The following is a 16,323-nucleotide window of genomic DNA, read 5'->3' on the forward strand; positions in this document are numbered from 1 at the left end:
CATATAATGAAAACAACTCTTAAAAATAATTTACGTTTGGGCCTTGGCCTGTCGCTAATTATTCTATTTATAAGTTCACTTGCCTCTTATGTAAGTATCAATAACCTGATTAAAAGTACCGAACTGGTTAAACATAGTGACGAAGTTATCTTAACCACCGAAGCTGTAATTTCTACCTTAAAAGATGCCGAAACGGGGCAACGAGGTTATCTTTTAACTGGAAACAAAATATTTCTTCAGCCGTACTACGGGTCTACTGATACAGCGATGGCTGCCTTAAACAGGATAGAAGCCCAAACGAAGGATAATGTTGTTCAACAAAAAAATGTTGCCGAATTAAGAAATATTCTGGCCCGTAGGCTCAATATCATTACCTCAACAATAGAAATTAAATCGTTAGGTGGCCAGATCGATCCAACGGTACTCTTAGAGGGTAAAACCTATATGGATCAGGCACGTGCAGTGGTAACCAGAATGATTAAAGAAGAAAAAAGGTTGCTCGAAAGCCGCACCGTTGAGCTAAATAAACTTACGGCTTATACCCCTATCCTGATTTTAATTGCTGCCGTTCTTGCAATACTCATCACATTGTTTTTTTATAGAAAGGTATCTGTCGATTTTGATGAGCGCGTTAAACTTCAAAAAGAGATTGAGGATAAAAAATACGAGATGGAGAAACGTATTGTAGCCATTAAGGAAATTGCCTCTCAAATTTCCAGCGGTAATTATGGCGTAAAACTCGATAGCCAAACCCAGGATGATATTGGCGAACTTGCTGATTCGTTAAATACAATGTCATCATCATTGAAAAAATCTTTCGATACATTAGAAGAGAACGAATGGTTGCAAACTGGTGTAGCTAACTTAAATGTAAAAATGGTTGGCGAAAAAGATGTTTTCCATTTAGCAGAAGATATTATTGAGTTTTTGGCCAATTATACCAAAAGCCAGATCGGTGCCCTTTATTTATTTAAAGACGACGGATACCTGCATTTAAAAGGGCAATACGCTTTGCAAGGACAAAATCTAACCCAAACCTTAGAACTTGGCCAAGGCTTAATCGGCCAGGCGGTTAAAACAGGTAGGCCTATATTACTGGATGATGTTCCACAGAACGAATTAACCATTACACACGCTACCGGAAACATTAAACCAGCACAGTTAATTGTACTTCCAATTATTAGAAATGAAATTTCAATAGGTGGATTAGAATTAGGCACTGTCGGTAAATACAGCGACCTGCAGTTACACTTTTTAAACTTGGTTTTATCTGATGTGGGTACCGCGTTGTTGGGCGCACAGAACAGACAAAAGCTTCAGCAATTATTAGAAGAAACACAGGCACAATCAGAAGAGTTGCAAGTTCAGCATAATGAATTAGAAGGCTTAAACGCAGAACTAGAAGCACAGGCACAGAAACTCCAGGCCAGTGAAGAAGAATTACGCGTGCAGCAGGAAGAATTGTTGCAAAGCAACCAGGAGCTTGAAGAAAGAAGCAGCTTACTGGAAGAAAAAAATGAACTGATTGAAGAACGCAATATAGAAATTCAGCAAAAAGCAGAAGCCTTAGAACTGAGTACGAGGTACAAGTCAGAGTTTTTGGCCAATATGTCGCACGAGTTAAGAACACCACTTAATTCGATATTGTTATTATCGAGATTAATGGCCGAAAATGAGGCTATGGACCGCGAGCATCAGGAATATGCAGAGGTTATCCAAAGTTCAGGTCAGGGCCTTTTAAGTTTAATAGACGAAATTTTAGATCTTTCTAAAATTGAAGCAGGCAAAATGGAACTCGATCGGACAAATATTAAGGTTGATGAGATCATTTTTAACATGCGTTCGCTGTTTAATCCTTTGGCTAAAGATAAGAACCTGAACTTTGTTATCGAAAAATCGGCAGAAGTACCTGAGTTTTTTCATACCGATAAAATGCGCTTAGAGCAGATTATTAAAAACCTGTTATCAAATGCTATTAAATTTACTAGCGTAGGTGCGGTAACCCTAAATATTAATAAGAATGAAAAGTTAGGTGCGCTGGTATTTAAAGTTACCGATACGGGCGTAGGCATTGCACCCGAAAAGCAAGGTATGGTATTCGAAGCCTTTCAACAGGCCGACGGCTCTACACGTCGCAAATTTGGTGGCACAGGCCTTGGACTTTCAATTAGTAGGGAGCTGGCCAAACTATTGGGCGGATATATTGATTTAAAAAGCACAGAGGGTGAAGGAAGTATTTTTACACTTACCTTGCCCATTGATAAAAATAAAGGTTTTGATGGCGCTGTACCTCAGGTAGAGAAACCTGTAATCGCCTTAGAGGCTCCGGTAAAAAAAGTGAGCCACTTAACGGTCGAAAATATTCCGCAAGAGGTTGAAGATGACCGGGATAATATTCAGCCTGATGATAAGGTAATTTTAATTGTCGAAGACGATACCCCTTTTGCCAAAACACTATTGGATTTTACCCGAAAAAGAAATTATAAAGGTTTGGTTGCCGTTCGTGGCGATGCAGGGATTGAAATGGCGAAAACCTTTAAACCACTTGCCATTTTACTCGATATCCAACTGCCCGTTAAAGATGGTTGGCAGGTAATGGAAGAGCTGAAATCGGATCCTTCAACACGTCCGATTCCAGTGCACATCATGTCTTCTTTACAGGTTAAGAAAGAAAGTTTGTTAAAAGGCGCGGTAGATTTTATAAATAAACCTTTTGCCTTTGAGCACATGCAGGAAATATTTTCAAAATTAGAGCATGCGTTAAGCCGTCACCCTAAAAAGGTACTTATTGTAGAAGAAAACGAACAACATGCCAAGGCATTAAGTTATTTTTTAAGCAATTTTAATATCCAGACAGAAATTGTTAACCAGGTAAACGAAAGTGTTTCTGCGCTGCATAAGCCGGAGGTTAACTGCGTGATTTTGGATATGGGTATTCCTGATAAACATGCTTACGAAACCCTTGAAGTGGTAAAGAAAACACCAGGTTTAGAGAATTTACCAATCATCATTTTCACAGGTAAAAACCTTTCAAAGGGAGAAGAAAACCGCATCAAGCAATATGCTGATTCCATCGTTGTAAAAACGGCGCATTCTTATCAACGTATTTTGGATGAAGCAGGTTTGTTCCTTCATCTGGTAGAAGAAAAAAGCAAGGAGAAAAGCAAAACACCTAAAAAGTTTTCCGAATTACAGGATGTATTAGTTGGTAAAACGGTTCTGGTGGCGGATGATGATGTGCGTAATATCTTCTCTTTAACCAAGATGTTAGAGCAGCACCAGATGAAGGTGGTAGCCGCTACCGATGGTAAGGAAGCCCTCAAGCTATTAAATGAAAACCCTGAAATTGATGTTGTTTTAATGGATATGATGATGCCGGAACTAGATGGCTACGAGACTACAACAGCCATCAGGCAGGATATTAAATACCGGAACCTGCCTATTTTGGCCGTTACGGCAAAAGCCATGATGGGCGATCGCGAAAAGTGTATTGCTGCAGGCGCATCTGATTATATCAGCAAACCGGTAGATATGGATCAGCTGATATCGTTATTAAGAGTTTGGTTATACGAAAATCATCATAAATCATAAACCATTTTTATTTTTATGCCTCAAAAATTAATTCTCATAATTGATGATGATAACCGAAACATTTTTGCTTTAAAAGCTGTTTTAAAGGCCAAAGGTTTCGATTGTTTATCTGCTATAAGTGCCCAGGAGGGTTTTTCTATCATGGAGAAACACGACAATGTTGCCATCGTTTTAATGGATATGATGATGCCGGATATGGACGGCTATCAGGCTATTGCAGCCATGAAAAAATCAGCTAAAATGCAGAATATACCTGTGTTAGCGGTAACTGCCCAGGCCATGGTTGGCGATAAGGAACGTTGCTTAAGCGCAGGCGCATCGGGGTATGTTTCAAAACCGATAAATGTTGACGAGTTATTAATGCAAATCGAAAATTTTACAAAATAACAGGTGATAAGTGATGCGATAGATAATGAACAGGTAGAAATCCTGTTGAATGATGTTTTGGAAAGCCATGGATATGATTTTCTGGAATATTCTCATGCATCAATAAAAAGGAGAATTATACGCCTTTACGGACTGGATAATTTTGTAAGTTTCGCCGAATTTCGTTACGCGGTTAAAACAGATAAGCAATATTTTAAGCGTTTTTTAGAGGAAATTACGGTTAACGTTACCGAAATGTTTCGCGATCCTTCTTTTTATAAATCCCTGCGCAACGATGTTCTCCCTGTGTTGGGTACCTATCCGTTTATCCGTATTTGGGTGGCAGGTTGTTCTACCGGAGAAGAGGCTTATTCGCTTGCCATTGTTTTAAAGGAACTTAATTTGCTTAATAAATCGCTTATTTATGCCACCGATATTAATCCATCGGTTTTAGATAAGGCAAAAAAAGGGATGTTTCCCTTAAATTATTTAAAGCAGTATTCCGAGAATTACCTGCAATCGGGTGGCTTAAAAGATTTTTCTACTTATTATACGGCGAACTACTCTTTGGCAAAATTTGATGAAAGCTTAAATAGTAAGATGATCTTTTCTACGCATAATTTGGTTTCCGATCATTCTTTTAATGAGTTTCAGCTAATTTTATGTAGAAACGTATTAATTTATTTTGATAAAGACTTACAGCATAAAGTATTTAACCTATTTGATGGTAGCATCGAGAAATTAGGGTACCTTGCCTTAGGAAGTAAAGAAAGTTTGGAATTTTGGCCAAAAGCCAAAGAATACAAAAGGGTTAAAATGGAGAAAATATGGCGGAAACTGTAGATTCTACCTCTTGTGGTGCATTAATTATTGGTGGCTCTGCGGGTAGTTTAGATGTATTGCTCGAAATTTTTCCTGCGCTAAGGAACGATATTGGTTTTCCTATTGTATTAGTGATCCACCGTAAGGCAAGTAACGAATCTCTTTTAACCGATTTGCTAAAATCGCGAACTACACTGGAGGTTAGTGAAGCAGAAGAAAAAGAGTTTTTAAGCCCGGGCAAAGTTTTTATTGCGCCTGCAGATTATCATATGCTGATAGAGGACGACCAAAGTATATCTTTAGATTATTCGGAAAAAGTAAATTATTCCCGACCATCAATTGATGTTACCTTTCAGTCAGCAGCTGAGGTTTTTGGAGAAAAACTGGTCTGTATTTTACTTTCAGGGTCTAATGCCGATGGAGTAGAAGGGTTAAAAAGTGTAAACAATTTTGGAGGTAGGGTGGTTATACAGAATCCAAATACGGCCATAATGCCGTATATGCCGCAACAGGCTGTGCAGAATGTTAAGCCGCATGCGATATTGGATAGCCACGATATGGCTGATTATATAAATAAGTTAAATGATTAATTGCTTTTCGGAGGTTAATATGATAGTTGCAAAAAAAGTATTTGTTTTTGATGATAATAGGGATATCCTTGATCTCTGTACATTTATTTTGGAAGATGCCGGGTATGAGATAAAAACATCTGAAAATGCCAATAATATAGAAGAACAGGTTGCAGCGTATATGCCTGATTTAATTTTTATGGATAATTGGTTGCCCGATCTGGGAGGGATACAGGCCACTAAGGCATTAAAAAATCACCCTGATTTAAAGCACATTCCGGTAATTTATTTTTCGGCCAATAATGATATATCTTCATTAGCCGATGAAGCTGGTGCCGATAGTTACCTATCGAAACCATTTGATATTGCTGCACTCGAAGAAATTGTGAAAAAGCATTTGAGCTAGCGCCGAAGACTCACGAAGTTTCAGATGGCCGGTGTGCTGGAAAGACTTCGTAGGTCTAGCCCCCTGCCTTGCTTAACTTCGGATTTATTCCTTACCCCAAATTCTTGTATTCAGATCCAGTTCCTTAACAATATCATACATAAACTTTATGGTGGAGACATCTTCATTCACCGTTTCCGGACTTAGCAACGATTTAAAAACAGGTGCTTCGAAATAGTTCCGGTTCAAAGGGAAAGCGATATACATCCTCGATTCGATAAAGGATAAACTGATGTTATATTTTGTTTGATGGTTGAGGTTTAATATCCGCTCCATCATGGCAGGTGTAAGGATGTATCTGGATTCGACCTGATCGGAGCCATAAGTCACAAAAGTCTTATCAAAGTCTAGATTTTCCAATTGGATAACATCATTACTGCCAAAAGAAAACAGATTTTTTGAAAACCATGCGCCAAAAGCTGCCCCGAAATCTTTTGGCCTCACAATGGTTACACCATTAAACTTTTTGTTAAAATCAGCGGCAAAAATGATTCCTTTAAAAATGTCGTGCCACTCTGTTCGCGTTCCATCTTTTGTTTGGGTTACGGTTTTATATTCAGCATGTACCTCGGCAAAGTAAAACTGGGTTTTATCAGCACGTCCTGTTACCAGATCCTCTGTTTTATAACGATCAGGCTCATTGGTAAACAACTGTGTGTACATAAACTCCGAAGCTTCAATTCCCTGGTAGGGATTAATCGATAAGCTTTCGTCTAAAAATTTAAGGGCAGCACCAATTACATTGGTTTTGTAGGCATTTTGGTAAGCTGTTAAAGAATCGTTGATCTTAAATAACAAAACACCGCCGTAAATAAGAGGTATTAAGCCGCCAATTACACCAGGAATAGGAAAACCTACGAAAAAGCCTATAACACAGAGCAGAATGCCCGCGGCAATAAAAATATAGCCTTTGGTTTGGGTGCTGGCAATTCTTTTGCGCTCTACCTCCATTGTAGCCAAAACTTGCTGTAAGGCTACATTATTTGCAACATCGAACGACATTAATTATTGAAAAGCTCTTTTGCGCTAATGTTTTTGCGTTCCTCGGCAGCGGTTTCTAAAACGGCAATGGCTTGGAAATTTAACATTCCGGCAAATAAACTCCCCGGAAACATCATAATCGAATTATTGTAGTCGGTTACCGAAGCATTATAGGTTCTTCTGGCAGCGGCAATCTGTTCTTCGCTTTCGGTCCAGGTGGTTTGCAGGTTAATAAAGTTGGTATTGGCTTTTAAATCAGGGTAATTTTCGATGTTAACCATTAAACCTCTCACACTGCTGCTCAATTGTGTATCTAAATCTGCTTTTTCTGCATTGCTGATGTTAGGTGAGCCGGCTTTAGATCTTAGTTCAACTATTTTGGTCAAGGTTCCCTGCTCGTAAGTAGTATACTGTTTTACCACTTCAACAAGATTTGGAATAAGATCGAACCGCTTTTTAAGCATTACATCAATGGCTGAGAAGGCATTGGTTACCTGGTTTTTCTTCCCGATAAGCGAGTTGTAAAAGAAAATCCCGATAAGGAATATAAATCCGATAATAATGAGGGCAATAATCATAATTTTAGTTTAAGGTTTAGAGAATAAAGATAAGAAAAGGTTACAAAATGTTATCGCTTTTCATTTTGTTCCCGTTCACGCTTTATCCGGCGCTCTAAGCGCTTCTGTTTCCTTTGCATATGATTGGCCCGCATGGCTTTAAATTTTGCAATATGCTTACGTACTTCATTCTGCTTTTCTTCAGTAATACCGATGCTGTATTTTATGCCTGTAAAAAGGCTCTTCCAGATCATATTAAAGAAAGATGTATTTGCCGGCCTGCTGTAATTTACGGTTACAGGTACTAACTTCCCGTCCGGACCGGGGTTTTCTGATGTGATAATTAAAGCATTTGCTAAGAAAGAAAGAAAACCACGGGTAACCAGGTGATCTTTTTCAGGATCGTTTTTCATCAGCGCTACAGAAAGGTCGTAGTAGGAGAACGCTACCGTCCCTTTTGCACCTAAATCGTTCGCTTTAAAATTGAACTTCAATTTATCTACACTCCCGCGGTTAATGCGGACCAAGCCTAAGGGTTTGGTAATCTGATTTAAGACCCGCGCATTAAAATTGTGTAAAACGCCATTGTAAGAAAAGGCACCATCTTTAGCGGTAAGATCAAATATAAAGTTTACATCAAGCTTTCCCTGCCCAAATAGGTAAGTATTTAGGTTAACCTCCATAATTGGGTTTATGGCTTTAATTTTATCGAGGTTGGTGGCATTTTTTATAATGCCAGAGGTGTGCTCAAAAGCAATCTGCCCCTTTTGGTTACTCTCATTGTTGTAAACCGCGTAATTCACATTTATATCCTTCAGTTGGATTTTCTGGACCAGAATAGGCGCATTAACAAGCTGCAAAAGCTGATGGGGAAATTTTCCGATTTTACTTTTCTGGTGTTTTTGGGGGAGGCCATTATGGTTAAATACCGAAACGAAACCATTGGTAATGGCCATTTCCTTTGCCCAAAGTTCTTGTTTACTAATGTATAAAGGCAAATCAATCCCATTAAGCATAATGTCGCTCATCTTGATGTTGAAACGTTCCTTCGCAAACCCGGCAACCTTGCCAAAGTTCATTTCATCGTGCAGTGGTACCAAAGCAAAACTGTTAATTCTTAACTTACCTGTTGTTGCCCTGAAATCCAGTTTATCTAATTGGATATTGTACATCTTGTCTGGCGTATGGTATACATAGTTATTCAGATTGATCACAATATCTTTAATCAAGTAAAAACGTGAAGGATCTTCAGCAGAGGTAGAATCTACCAGCAGGTCGGTTAAGGTAATATTGAGGTCGTCAATAGAGAAAGGTACTGAATTGGGTACATTTTTATTGATGTATTTAAAACTTACATCCTTAAACCTGATGCTTTTAATGCTAAACTCTTTCAGGTTTTTAGAGATAATATCGTAAGGTGATTTAATGGGCCTGGGCGCACGGCCCTCGTTAAAAGCAAATTGCTGGTTAACCATTGTTACCTCAGGTTTATCAAATATGATTTCTTCCAACTGAAGTTTTTTTTCTCGGTACAAGGTTAATGGGTGGAAGCGCCTCACTACCAGCTTTTTTAAAGAAACCGTATATAAATTATTTGGGGCTCTTTTTAAGGCGATGAGTTGCTTAAACCGATTGGTATCAGGTATTATTTTTACGTTCTGTAAAGTGGCATTGCCCGTAAAAACATTGGTAGAAACCTTTGTAAAACTAATGGTATATAAACTATCGGTTGATTTATATAGCAGTGTTTTAATCCTATCGGTTAAAATAGGGCGGGATTTTACATTTAACAACCAGGCTATACCTGCAAGTACAATAAAAACACTGAGTAATGTACACGCAATCCATTTAAAAACTTTATAGCGGTATTTTCTGGTATCAGGCATTAAAAAATGAGAGGCTGTGGTTTTATTAGCAATATACGGTTATAAACATATATTTGAAAAATGTAAGATCAGTTTTTTTCTCTCCGGGCCTTCCGCGCTGCTTTTCTGTCTGCCCGTTTTTGTTCCCTTATTTTCTTTGCGATTACTTTTTGTTGTTTTACCGGATTCTTTTCAGGTACCACACCAACACCTACAATATCCTTTATGCCTACAAAAACGGTTTTCCACATCAGGTTAAAAAAGGAAGCCGAATTAATTCTGGTATTGGCCATGCTTGCTGTTCTTGGTGCTTCACCTTTTTGTGGATTTTCATTTTTAACTAAAATGGCATTGGCCAAAAAAGATAAAAAACCTTTTTCCTTGGTCCCCTCTCCATCAATATTGTCTGATAATAACTTCACCTTTAAATCGGTGTACAACATATTCATCGATCCCGATGCAGATCTTAAATTTCCGTTCGCCTTAAAATCAACATGTTGTATATTTCCGCTCTCTATTTCAACTAGGCCCAACGATTTCGATAGTGGGTTTAAATTTTTCATATCAAATTTACCCAGATTCCCGCTGTAGGTAAATGCACCATTATTATCGGTAAGGTTAAAATCGATTTTTACATTCAGCTTTCCGGTACCCATTAAAAGAGCGTTTAAATCTGCCAGAGCATGGTTCTTTTTGCGCAATTGCAAACTATCGTTGGTTACATTTAAAATGTTTCCGGTTAGGGCCTTAAAATCAACTGATCCGGTTTTTTTGCTTGCAGGATTAAATTCCGAATATTTCACATTAATGTTTCTCAGCTTTACCGTATCGATCAGGGTAGGCATGTTTAATCTTTTTAGGGCCATATGCGGGTAGTTTTGGCCTTTATCAAATCCTGGCGGAGGTGGCGATTCGCGGCTCATAAAAACTTCTACATTTGCAGGGCCAATCCTCAACGATTTTGCATGAAGTTTCTGGTCGGTATTTAAACCAATAAAATCGACACCGTTAAATTCTATTTTATCAAAACTGAGGTTATACCGGTCTTTTTGGATCTTGTATTTTCTTGCAAAAGCAAGCTCATCGTACAATGGTGTAAGTTTAAATCCTTTAACCGTTATTTTTTTTGATGCAGTAGAACCTTTAATGGTGTCAACCCTCATGGAGTACATTTTATCTTTCGTTATCGATTTATAACCCGCAAGCTGAAAAGATGCATCTTTGGTATAATAAAATCTTGTTGTATCATTTCCCGACAGTGAATCCAACAAGAAATCATTAATGTTAATATCGAGGTGTTTGATCGAGTTTTTGGTTTTCTTTGCTGCGGTTTTGTTGATATAGTCGAAATCCGCATCTATAATTTTAATGCTTTTAACATGTACCGATTTAAAAGTTTTCGAAATCTGTTCGTAAAGCGATTTTTCATCTTTTATGCTATCGGTTTTCTTGGTTACTTTGTTAAAAATCATATTGATAGATGGCTTTTGTAAAAGGATTTCATTTACATCTATCCGCTTTTTAAAGTAGGCCGTTAATATTCCAACACGGCTGATCTGCAGTTTCTTCAATTTAAGCTCGAAAGTATGGGCAGGCGCTAATTGTATTTTCCTTAAGCTGTCAAAAACGGCCGTATCAGGTATTAGTGTAACATCGCGCAGTGCCAGGCTACCTGTAATTATGTTTAAATTAATGCTTTTAAAATTTATCCGGTACAGGTGATGGGAGCCGTTATAAACCCCAGACTTAATTTTTTCGGTTAATATAGGTTTCCATCGGGCACTTAAAAACATGGCGCCAAATGCAACAATTAAAATCAATATGCCGAATATGCTTCCTATCCAGATCCAAACTTTATTTCTATGCTGAGCTGTCATTTGTTATGGCTTATCAATAGGTAACAGATTGAAGAGCGAAAGGTTTTCTCCGTTTATCGTCATTGCGAGGAGGAACGACGGAGCAATCTTAGTAAAGAAGATGCTGAGTAACGCAAGTTAATTTCTCGCTACATAAGGTGATGTTGTCTTTTAAGTTTATTTGGAGCGCAAGGGCAGGACAAGTAACACCGTTTGTTCCTTTGCTTCGCTTGTACGCTTTGGCCGTCGTGCCTCCTGCCTGCAGGGTACCACTTCGCCAAGGGCTAGGTGGGTTAGGACAGTGGTATGGAAACCCCTCATAGTAGCAAGGACAGATGTAATCTAAACCTGTATTCTATGGTTTATGCAAATAAAAAGTTTTTTTTCTGAGAAGCATTACTTTAGATTTATGCAGCAGGCTCCAGGAGGTATGGCGTACCTCTTTTAACAGCAGCAAAAGCTCTGCTCAGTAGCTTATTTTTTATCACATTCAGTACACACATAGCGTTTTTTCCCTCAGCTTTTTTTCGATCATAGTATCGTTTGAATTCGTTATCTTTTTTTATCGTGTTTAGCGCACACATGGTCAGTAACGCCTTTAGTTTTTTATTGGCGAGGTTGCTTACCCGGTTTCTCCCTCGTATACTCGTCCCCGAGCTATGTGGAAATGGGACTATTCCACAATAGCTCGCAAACTTTCTGTAGTCTGAAAATGCAGCGAAGGCTTCAGTATGGATCAGGATAAACATAGCCGTCTGCTTTCCGATCCCATGCACGCTCTGCACAAGGCTGAACTGTTCGTTTAGTTCCTGGTCCTCTGTTATTAAGGCTGCCAACTCGATATCTACCTTTTTTATCCGTTCGGCGTAAAGGGCAAGCATTTCCTGGCTATCGGCTATGCAATAGCCAGCGTTCTCCCTATCAAATCCTTTAAGCGCTGAGCAGGTGCATTTAAAAGAGGTCTGGTGTCTTACCAACTGTTCGCGGTGTGCCAGCAGGTGTTTGAGTTTTGAGCTTGTTGCCGAAGGAAGGAGGTAAGGACGGGCTTTGTGCTGATTTGAAAAAGCATAGCTTGCGATTGCCTGTGCGTCAGCCTTATCAGATTTCCCCCGTTTAAGTCCAATGGAACGCTTAATGTGCAGCCCGTTTTCAACCCATATAGATAAATCATTTGCATGCATAAAGTTGGTTATGGGGCAGATATAAATACCTGTATGCTCGCAACAGAAAAGAACCTTCTTAAGCGCGATACCATGTATGGAAAGCCATTCCAGCATTAGGCCAAAGCCATCATAGCTGTTCTTAAAAACATGGTGGAGGGGCTTCTCGAAACAGGCCTGTGTAACAACAGCAACATCGATGGTTGATTTGGAAATATCTATTCCAACAAATAGTTCATAATTCATAACTTTACGGTTAAGTGAAATGGAAATCCTAAAGTTGAATAAAACTGAATCCCTTAATAGTCCGCTAGACTAAAATTCTATATGGTTCTTGTTCAACTAAAAAGCAGAGGTCTGTTACAGGTTCTAGATCGTAAGTCTGGATCGCAGCATAGTTCACCTCTGCTTTTAAGGTTTCCTTTGTCAAATTTAATTCTTTGATAATCTTTCTCAAACCTAAGGGACCGTAGCGGGATGCCACAATTTTTTCAATTGGGGAGAAGCGGGGGCGGGACTGCAGCCTGCCATTGACACAGAACCCTACATTTCCAAAAACTTTTGATCTCTCATTATAAATAAATCATATACGGACTAATCTTAACGCTGTTGTTTTAACACTATGGTTTACGATTGCTTTGTGTCTCTAAATGACGTGAAAGGTCGAAGGATCATAATCGTACTGTAAACATTTAAACAAAATATGTCAATTTGTCACTTTTAATTTTATTTATGTATTTTTGCAATCCCCAAAATGTTTTTAAATAATGATTGATTTACAAGTACAGGATAAGACGCACGATGAAACAAGGCAAGGTGAAGCTTTAATTTTAGATACACCAATTAAAGCCGATGCCCGTAAATTATATATCGAAAGTTATGGTTGTGCAATGAATTTTGCTGATAGCGAAATTGTTGCTTCTATTCTTTCTGAAACAGGGTTTGAAACAACAGGGGATTATCACCAGGCCGATGTAATCTTCATCAATACCTGTTCTATCCGCGAAAATGCTGAAACCAGGGTTAGGAACCGCTTATCACAATTTGGTGTCGAAAAACGCCGTAACCCGAAATTAATTGTTGGCGTTTTGGGCTGCATGGCAGAACGTTTAAAATCTAAATTTTTAGAAGAAGAACGTTTGGTTGATGTAGTAGTAGGCCCTGATGCTTACCGCGATCTGCCTAACTTAATTGAGCAGGTAGAAAGCGGACATAAAGCGGTTAACGTACTTTTATCCCGTGAAGAAACTTATGCAGACATTAGTCCGGTGCGTTTAAACAGCAACGGAATTACCGCCTTCATTTCCATTACCCGAGGCTGTAATAATATGTGTTCTTTCTGTGTGGTTCCTTTTACCCGTGGCCGCGAACGCAGCCGCGATGCACATTCGATTGTAGAAGAAGCAAAAGGTTTATTTGAAGCCGGTTACCGTGAGGTTACACTTTTAGGCCAAAACGTAGATTCGTATACCTGGACATCAGAAGATGGAACAGAAACCGTAAATTTTGCGCAGCTTTTGGAGCAAACAGCTTTGGTTAGTCCTGATTTAAGGGTACGTTTTTCTACTTCACATCCTAAAGATATTACCGATGAGGTTTTACATACTATTGCTAAATACGATAACATCTGTAATTATATTCACTTGCCAGTTCAATCAGGCAATACCCGCATATTGGAGTTAATGAACAGGACTTATACCCGCGAGTGGTATATTAATCGTATAGATGCTATCCGTAACATTATTCCCGGTTGTGCAATTTCTACCGATATCATCGCTGGTTTCTGTACAGAAACAGAAGAAGAGCATCAGGAAACCCTGAGTATGATGGATTACGTGCAGTATGATTTTGCTTATAACTTCACTTATTCTGAAAGACCAGGAACTTTAGCTGCCCGTAAATTGGAAGATGATATTCCTGAAGAAGTAAAAAAACGCCGTTTAGCTGAGATTTTAGCTAAACAACAGGCACATTCGTTGATGCGCTTACAAGAGTGGGTAGGTAAAACCGTTCGTGTTTTAATTGAAGGCACTTCTAAAAAGTCTGATCTGGATTATTGCGGAAGAGGAGATAGCGGAGCAATGGCGATTTTTCCTGCAATTGAAGGCGTTAAGCCGGGCGAATATGCAAATGTATTTATCGAAAAATGTACATCAGCTACGCTAATTGGTAAAATAGTATCATAAAATCCCGTCATGCTGAACCTGTTTCAGCATCTTAATTGAAAGACTCTGAAACAAGTTCAGAGTGACGTAACTTTAGAAAGAATAAATGGATACACAAAATATTAAACAACGGTTCGGTATTATTGGCAATTCGCCACTGCTTAACCGTGCCATCGATATTGCAAGCCAGGTAGCACCAACTGATATGTCGGTGTTAATAACAGGAGAAAGTGGTAGTGGTAAAGAGGTGTTCTCGCAGATTATCCATCAAATGAGCGCCCGTAAACACGGTGCTTTTATTGCTGTAAACTGTGGCGCCATTCCCGAAGGAACCATTGATTCTGAATTGTTTGGTCACGAGAAAGGATCTTTTACAGGTGCCCACGAGGCACGTAAAGGTTATTTTGAAGTAGCAAACGGCGGAACCATTTTTTTAGATGAGGTTGCTGAACTTCCTTTAGGTACACAGGCACGTTTACTGCGTATTTTAGAAAGCGGCGAATACTTACGCGTAGGTTCATCTAAAGTTCAGAAAACAGACGTTCGCATTATTGCCGCAACCAATGTTGATGTATATAACCGTGTTAAAAACGGAAAATTCCGCGAAGATTTATATTACAGGTTAAATACCGTTCCATTGCGCATACCGGCTTTGCAAGAGCGTAAAGAAGATATTTATTTATTATTCAGAAAATTCGCTGCCGATTTTAGCGATAAATATCGTAGTCCTGCATTACATTTGGAGCCAGATGCCATTCAGATCTTAACCAATTATAGCTGGCCGGGTAATGTTCGTCAATTAAAAAATATTGCCGAGCAGATCTGCGTATTGGAAAAAGACCGAAATGTAACCGGACAAGCCATTTTAAACTATATCCCGAACGAGGCCGGAAGTAACCTACCGATGACGATTAATGCGCAGTCGAAAGAAGATTTTACAGAAAGAGATATTTTGTATAAGGTACTTTTCGATATGAAGAAGGATATGGTTGAGCTTAAAAAACTAGTTGCCGAAATTATTCAGCACGGTGGAAATACCGCTACCGTTTTGGCAGATAATCCACAGTATATCAATCAGCTGTACCGCGATGTAGAACTGCCTGCAGGGCAAGAGCATGCTTTTACCATTCAGCAACCTACACCAAGCAATAATAACATCAACAACAATAACAATGCTGATTATTTTGCGCACGAGGCCGAAGAGGTAGAAGAATCTTTATCGTTAGTGGATAAGGAATCAGATCTGATTAAAAAAGCATTAAAAAAACACAAGGGTAAACGTAAGTTTGCTGCGCAAGAATTGGGCATTTCAGAGCGTACCCTGTATAGAAAAATTAAAGAATTAAATTTATAAGTTCATCGCCTTTAAAAACAATGAGCAATAGATTAATAATTATACAACTGATGAAAATAAAAATATTTGCTTTAATCCTTGTTGCTACAATACTGAGCGCTTGTTCTTATAAATTCAGTGGAGCATCAACAACAGGATTAAAAACAGTGGTTGTCCGCGTATTTGAAAATAATGCACCATTGGTGGTACCAACGCTAAGCAATCAGATTACCGAATCGTTAAAAACCCGGATCCGTAATCAGACCAAATTGATTATTTCTCCTACTGGTGAAGGCGATGCATCATTTGAAGGCAGAATAACGGGTTATGATATTAAGCCGGTTGCGCTTCAAAATAGTGCTACACCTACTTCGGGTGCAAACAGATTAACCATAACCGTTTCTGTAAAGTATAAAAACAATATAAAAGAACACGAAAAAGAAAGTTTTGAAGAAAGCTTTACCAAATATTTCGATTTTCCAATCAGTGGGGCACCAATTCAAACCTTATTGCCTGGAGCTATCGAAAATATTAACAAACAATTATCGGAAGATATTTTTAACCGTGCATTTGCGCAGTGGTAAATAAAGCAGGATTCTAAAAGACAAAATTT

At 38.7% G+C, this 16,323-nt stretch carries 13 protein-coding genes; 8 read left to right on the forward strand and 5 right to left on the reverse strand.

The annotated features are described in order from the left end of the window. Positions 1-6 precede the first annotated feature (6 nt). Genes ACN9MR_RS23655 through ACN9MR_RS23675 form a run of 5 tightly spaced genes read left to right on the forward strand, consistent with a single transcriptional unit; the run spans position 7 to position 5,754 of the window. On the forward strand, positions 7-3,591 hold the full coding sequence (locus ACN9MR_RS23655; protein WP_426326955.1) for a response regulator: 3,585 nt from the start codon (positions 7-9) through the stop codon (positions 3,589-3,591). A 15-nt stretch (positions 3,592-3,606) separates the two neighbouring features. Continuing rightward, positions 3,607-3,978 (forward strand): response regulator, encoded by a 372-nt coding sequence (locus ACN9MR_RS23660; protein WP_057931074.1) that lies wholly within the window; start codon positions 3,607-3,609, stop codon positions 3,976-3,978. Positions 3,979-3,981: 3 nt separating this feature from the next. Further along, positions 3,982-4,800, forward strand: a complete 819-nt coding sequence (locus ACN9MR_RS23665) for a CheR family methyltransferase (RefSeq protein ID WP_426326956.1) — start codon at positions 3,982-3,984, stop codon at positions 4,798-4,800. After that, positions 4,785-5,369 carry a chemotaxis protein CheB gene (locus tag ACN9MR_RS23670; protein WP_426326957.1) on the forward strand — a complete coding sequence of 195 codons (585 nt, stop codon included), beginning with the start codon at positions 4,785-4,787 and terminating at the stop codon, positions 5,367-5,369. The genes ACN9MR_RS23665 and ACN9MR_RS23670 overlap by 16 nt, the downstream gene beginning before the upstream one ends. A gap of 19 nt (positions 5,370-5,388) precedes the next feature. Then, on the forward strand, positions 5,389-5,754 hold the full coding sequence (locus ACN9MR_RS23675; RefSeq protein ID WP_131030586.1) for a response regulator: 366 nt from the start codon (positions 5,389-5,391) through the stop codon (positions 5,752-5,754). Between the two features lie 84 nt (positions 5,755-5,838). Here the strand turns inward: ACN9MR_RS23675 and ACN9MR_RS23680 are convergent, their stop codons facing one another. From ACN9MR_RS23680 to ACN9MR_RS23700, 5 genes are all read right to left on the reverse strand, one after another. After that, positions 5,839-6,795 (reverse strand): DUF3137 domain-containing protein, encoded by a 957-nt coding sequence (locus ACN9MR_RS23680; protein ID WP_426326958.1) that lies wholly within the window; start codon positions 6,793-6,795, stop codon positions 5,839-5,841. Further along, the gene (locus tag ACN9MR_RS23685; protein ID WP_426326959.1) at positions 6,795-7,352 is read right to left on the reverse strand and encodes a LemA family protein; all 558 of its coding nucleotides are present in this window, start codon (positions 7,350-7,352) and stop codon (positions 6,795-6,797) included. Before ACN9MR_RS23685 ends, ACN9MR_RS23680 begins: the two co-directional genes overlap by 1 nt. A 50-nt stretch (positions 7,353-7,402) precedes the next feature. Next, positions 7,403-9,217: a hypothetical protein gene (locus ACN9MR_RS23690; RefSeq protein ID WP_426326960.1), complete on the reverse strand. Its 1,815-nt coding sequence runs from the start codon at positions 9,215-9,217 to the stop codon at positions 7,403-7,405. A 68-nt stretch (positions 9,218-9,285) separates the two neighbouring features. Continuing rightward, positions 9,286-11,073, reverse strand: coding sequence for a hypothetical protein (locus ACN9MR_RS23695; protein ID WP_426326961.1), 1,788 nt, complete (start codon positions 11,071-11,073; stop codon positions 9,286-9,288). 386 nt (positions 11,074-11,459) lie between these two features. Further along, entirely contained in the window at positions 11,460-12,458 is a 999-nt protein-coding gene (locus tag ACN9MR_RS23700; protein ID WP_426325762.1) for an IS110 family transposase, read from the reverse strand. A gap of 521 nt (positions 12,459-12,979) precedes the next feature. Between ACN9MR_RS23700 and miaB the strand changes: the two genes are divergently transcribed. From miaB to ACN9MR_RS23715, 3 genes are all read left to right on the forward strand, one after another. Then, entirely contained in the window at positions 12,980-14,398 is a 1,419-nt protein-coding gene (miaB, locus tag ACN9MR_RS23705; RefSeq protein ID WP_426326962.1) for a tRNA (N6-isopentenyl adenosine(37)-C2)-methylthiotransferase MiaB, read from the forward strand. Between the two features lie 85 nt (positions 14,399-14,483). Further along, a complete protein-coding gene (locus ACN9MR_RS23710; RefSeq protein ID WP_426326963.1) occupies positions 14,484-15,731 on the forward strand; it encodes a sigma 54-interacting transcriptional regulator in 1,248 nt (415 codons plus the stop codon). A 50-nt stretch (positions 15,732-15,781) separates the two neighbouring features. Further along, positions 15,782-16,294 carry an LptE family protein gene (locus ACN9MR_RS23715; protein ID WP_131030593.1) on the forward strand — a complete coding sequence of 171 codons (513 nt, stop codon included), beginning with the start codon at positions 15,782-15,784 and terminating at the stop codon, positions 16,292-16,294. The last annotated feature ends 29 nt before the right edge of the window (positions 16,295-16,323 follow it).

It is taken from the genome of Pedobacter sp. R-06, from assembly GCF_049913135.1.
GTDB lineage: Bacteria > Bacteroidota > Bacteroidia > Sphingobacteriales > Sphingobacteriaceae > Pedobacter.

Bases quoted from the DNA above. Each gene is read 5' to 3' on its own strand.
- ACN9MR_RS23655 (WP_426326955.1), top strand. From the start codon at position 7: ATGAAAACAACTCTTAAAAATAATTTACGTTTGGGCCTTGGCCTGTCG.
- ACN9MR_RS23660 (WP_057931074.1), top strand. From the start codon at position 3,607: ATGCCTCAAAAATTAATTCTCATAATTGATGATGATAACCGAAACATT.
- ACN9MR_RS23670 (WP_426326957.1), top strand. From the start codon at position 4,785: ATGGCGGAAACTGTAGATTCTACCTCTTGTGGTGCATTAATTATTGGT.
- ACN9MR_RS23675 (WP_131030586.1), top strand. From the start codon at position 5,389: ATGATAGTTGCAAAAAAAGTATTTGTTTTTGATGATAATAGGGATATC.
- ACN9MR_RS23680 (WP_426326958.1), bottom strand. From the start codon at position 6,795: ATGTCGTTCGATGTTGCAAATAATGTAGCCTTACAGCAAGTTTTGGCT.
- ACN9MR_RS23685 (WP_426326959.1), bottom strand. From the start codon at position 7,352: ATGATTATTGCCCTCATTATTATCGGATTTATATTCCTTATCGGGATT.
- ACN9MR_RS23690 (WP_426326960.1), bottom strand. From the start codon at position 9,217: ATGCCTGATACCAGAAAATACCGCTATAAAGTTTTTAAATGGATTGCG.
- ACN9MR_RS23695 (WP_426326961.1), bottom strand. From the start codon at position 11,073: ATGACAGCTCAGCATAGAAATAAAGTTTGGATCTGGATAGGAAGCATA.
- ACN9MR_RS23700 (WP_426325762.1), bottom strand. From the start codon at position 12,458: ATGAATTATGAACTATTTGTTGGAATAGATATTTCCAAATCAACCATC.
- miaB (WP_426326962.1), top strand. From the start codon at position 12,980: ATGATTGATTTACAAGTACAGGATAAGACGCACGATGAAACAAGGCAA.
- ACN9MR_RS23710 (WP_426326963.1), top strand. From the start codon at position 14,484: ATGGATACACAAAATATTAAACAACGGTTCGGTATTATTGGCAATTCG.
- ACN9MR_RS23715 (WP_131030593.1), top strand. From the start codon at position 15,782: ATGAAAATAAAAATATTTGCTTTAATCCTTGTTGCTACAATACTGAGC.